The following is a 4,091-nucleotide window of genomic DNA, read 5'->3' as shown; positions in this document are numbered from 1 at the left end:
GGCGGGGTTTGAATCGACCTGTATCGGCCGGAGCACGGCTGTATGCGGCAAGCCCGGGGCCGGTGTTTGCCGGTTTTATTGCGGGTGTTGCCTTGCAGTTGCAGCAGTCCGCCTTGTGGCCGCAACCGGTATATGCCGCCATGGCACTGCTGGCCTGCACCCTGGCTGGCCTGTACCTGCGCTTTGGCAGGCTGCGCCTTCCTTCGTGGGGCAGGGTGGTTTCGGCCTTTGCCCTCGCTGCCTTGCTCGGTGTGGGCCTCACGGGCTGGCGTGCCGGCGTTTTCCTGACTGCGGCGCTCGATCCGGCGCTGGAGGGCCGCGATATCGAGGTCACGGGTCAGGTGCTGGCGATGCCGCAACCCGGAGAAGACGGCGTGCGCTTTCGCCTGGCCGTGGAATCTGCCCGCCTCAATGGTGGCAAAGTCACCTTGCCGCCGCACGTCATGCTGGGCTGGTATTCGGGCTTTGCCGGGCGCGAGCCCGCCGTGCCGGCCCAAGACGCCGACCCATTCGAGATAGCGCTGGCCCTGCAGCGTCAGCCGCAAGTCCTGCGCGCCGGCGAACGCTGGCAGATGACGGTGCGGCTCAAGGCGCCGCACGGCAACAGCAATCCTTTTGGTTTTGACTACGAACTCTGGCTGTGGGAGCAGGGCATCCAGGCCACCGGCTATGTACGTGCCGGCCCGCGCGACACACCGCCGGCGAAACTTTCCAGCAGCTGGCAACACCCCATAGAGCAGGCCCGGCAAGTCGTGCGTGAAGCGATCTTTCAGCGCATCGAAAACCGGCAACTGGCCGGTGTCATTGCCGCGCTGGTGGTCGGCGACCAGGCCGCCATCGAACGCGCCGACTGGGATGTGTTTCGTGCCACGGGCGTAGCTCACTTGATGAGTATTTCAGGCCTTCATATAACGATGTTTGCCTGGGCTGCCTCACTGCTGATCGGCGCGCTGTGGCGGCGATCAGCGCGTTTCACGCCGCGGCTGTGTCTCGCATTGCCGGCGGCCGCTGCGGGTGCCTTGGGCGGCTTGCTGCTGGCCACCCTGTATGCGCTGTTTTCCGGCTGGGGCGTGCCCGCGCAGCGAACCATCTGGATGCTGGCCACGGTAATCCTGCTTCGGCAAGGCGGCAGGCAGTGGCCCTGGCTACAGACCTGGTTGCTGGCCATGGCCGTGGTGGTGGCGCTGGACCCATGGGCGTTGATGCAGGCGGGGTTCTGGTTGTCTTTTGTTGCGGTGGGCGTCTTGTTTGCTACAGATTCAGGAGCTGCTCGCGCTCATGGGGAAAGGGCTGCAGCCCAATTCGACTCAAAAAACCTGCCTGAAAACGGGCACTGGTGGCAACGCCGACCCAGGTGGCTGGACGGCGTTGTCCGCGCCATGCGGGAGCAATGGGTCGTCACGCTGGCGCTCACGCCCCTGTCGCTGCTGCTGTTCAACCAGGTCTCGCTGGTCGGCCTGCTGGCCAATGCCGTGGCCATTCCGGTGGTGACGCTGCTCATCACGCCGCTGGCTTTGCTGGGTGTGGCGTGGGCGCCGGTGTGGTCGCTGGCGGCATGGTCGGTCGGCGGGCTGGCGATATTTTTGCAATGGCTGGCGAGCTGGCCGCTGGCCTCGGTCAGCGTGGCGGCGGCGCCGCTGTGGTGTGCTGTCGCCGGCGTGGCGGGCGGCGGCCTGCTGGCTACACGTCTGCCGTTTCATTTTCGAGCGCTGGGCCTTCCCCTGTTGCTGCCGGTGCTGTTGTGGCAACCGGCCCGCGTGGCGCAGGGGCAGTTCGAGCTACTGGCCGCGGACATCGGGCAGGGCAATTCCGTGCTGGTGCGCACGGCAAGCCACACGCTGCTGTATGACGCCGGCCCGCGCTTTTCGCGCGAAAGCGATGCCGGGCACCGGGTGCTGGTGCCGCTGCTGCGCGCGCTGGGCGAACGGCTGGACATGCTCATGATCAGCCACCGCGATATCGACCACATCGGCGGGGCCCAGGCCGTCCTGGCCATGCAGCCTGAAGCCAGCCTGGTGAGTTCGATTGAAGACGCGCATCCGCTGCAAACGCTGCGCAAAGCCAGCCGCTGCGTGGCCGGCCAGCGCTGGGAATGGGACGGTGTGGCATTTGAGGTGCTGCACCCCGTGGCCGCCGACTACGACGCTGCCAGCAAGTCAAACGCCATGAGCTGCGTGTTGCGCATATCCAGCAGCGCCCCTGGCGGCAGCCGCGCAGCCCTGCTGGTCGGCGACATCGAATCGCCGCAGGAACTCCGGCTGGCGACCAGCGTTCCGGCCAGCCTCCAGGCCGACTTTCTGCTGGTACCGCACCATGGCAGCAAAACATCGTCCAGCGCGGTGTTTCTTGATGCCGTCAGGCCGCAGTGGGCGGTGGTGYAGTCGGGTTACCGAAACCGTTTTGGCCACCCGGTGGAGTCCGTGGTGGCGCGTTATGAGGAGCGCGGCGTACGCCTGGTGAAGTCGCCGCAGTGCGGGGCTGCTACCTGGCAAAGCCTTCGCCCCGGCGAGATTTTGTGCCAGCGGGAGCAGGGCAAACGCTACTGGCATCATGAGCCCGGGCGTTAAAAATTCGGGTGGACGCACCGCCTTGGCGCATAACTTGCTAAGCTACGTTAAAACAATTGCCATGCGCATAACTTGCTGGAGATCAAGCCAATGAGCCGACCGATGTTTGACGAAATGAACGCCACGGAGTCCAGCGTCCGTGAGCATTACCAGGGTTACCAGCGGTGGCTGGCCCGGCAGCCTGCCGACGTGATGCAGGCCCGCCGAGCCGAAGCTGAAATGATTTTCCGCCGGGTCGGCATCACTTTTGCGGTTTATGGTGCCAAGGACGAAGACGGCGCCGGCACCGAACGCCTGATTCCCTTTGACCTGATTCCCCGCATCATTCCCGCCCACGAATGGGCCAGCATGGAAAARGGCCTGGTACAGCGCGTCACCGCGCTCAACCGCTTCATCCACGACGTGTACCACGGCCAGGAAATCATCAAGGCCGGCGTGGTGCCGTCCGAGCAGATCTTCCAGAATGCGCAGTTCCGACCCGAGATGATGGGCGTTGATGTGCCTGGCAATATCTATTCGCACATCAGCGGCATCGACATCGTCCGTGCACCCGACGCGCAGGGCAACGGCGAATACTACGTGCTCGAAGACAACCTGCGCGTGCCCAGCGGCGTGAGCTACATGCTGGAAGACCGCAAGATGATGATGCGGCTGTTTCCTGAACTCTTCAGCGAAAACCGCGTTGCACCCGTTGCCCATTACCCCGATCTGTTGCTTGAAACCCTGCGCGGCATGGCGCCGCCGGCCACGGCCGAGCCCACGGTGGTTGTGCTGACGCCCGGCATGTACAACTCGGCCTACTTCGAGCACGCCTTCCTTGCGCAGCAGATGGGCGTCGAGCTGGTTGAAGGGCAGGACCTGTTCGTCAAGGACAACTTTGTCTACATGCGCACCACGCGCGGCCCCAAGCGCGTCGACGTGATCTACCGGCGCGTGGACGATGACTTCCTGGACCCGCTGGCCTTCCGCCCCAATTCCACCCTGGGCTGCGCGGGTCTCCTCAATGTGTACCGCAGCGGCAATGTCTCGCTGTGCAACGCCATCGGCACCGGCGTGGCAGACGACAAGTCCATCTACCCCTACGTGCCCAAGATGATTGAGTTCTACCTCGGCGAGAAGCCCATCCTCAAGAACGTGCCGACCTACATGTGCCGCAATAACGAGGATTTGCAGTACACCCTGGCCAACCTGAAAGACCTGGTTGTCAAGGAAGTGCACGGCGCCGGCGGCTACGGCATGCTGGTGGGGCCGGCCGCCACCAAGGCCGAGATTGAAGAGTTCCGCGCGGCCTTGCTGGCCAATCCGTCGGGCTACATTGCGCAGCCCACGCTCAGCCTTTCAACCTGCCCCACGTATGTGGAAAGCGGAATTGCGCCGCGCCATATCGACTTGCGGCCTTTTGTGCTGAGCGGTAAAGAAGTGCAGATGGTGCCGGGCGGCCTCACGCGTGTGGCGCTCAAAGACGGCTCGCTGGTGGTCAATTCGTCGCAGGGCGGCGGCACCAAGGACACCTGGATATTGCAG

2 protein-coding genes are annotated in these 4,091 nt (G+C 64.3%); both read left to right on the top strand.

The annotated features are described in order from the left end of the window. The first annotated feature begins 8 nt into the window (after positions 1-8). Positions 9-2,567 carry a DNA internalization-related competence protein ComEC/Rec2 gene (locus AC1D1X_RS17195; protein WP_477698737.1) on the top strand — a complete coding sequence of 853 codons (2,559 nt, stop codon included), beginning with the start codon at positions 9-11 and terminating at the stop codon, positions 2,565-2,567. Positions 2,568-2,657: 90 nt separating this feature from the next. Further along, the coding region (locus tag AC1D1X_RS17190; protein ID WP_477698736.1) for a circularly permuted type 2 ATP-grasp protein at positions 2,658-4,091 on the top strand (1,434 nt) is incomplete at its 3' end.

The sequence above is a fragment of the Polaromonas sp. P1_G4 genome (assembly GCF_056405475.1).
This window is presented reverse-complemented; position numbering and strand designations above follow the sequence as displayed.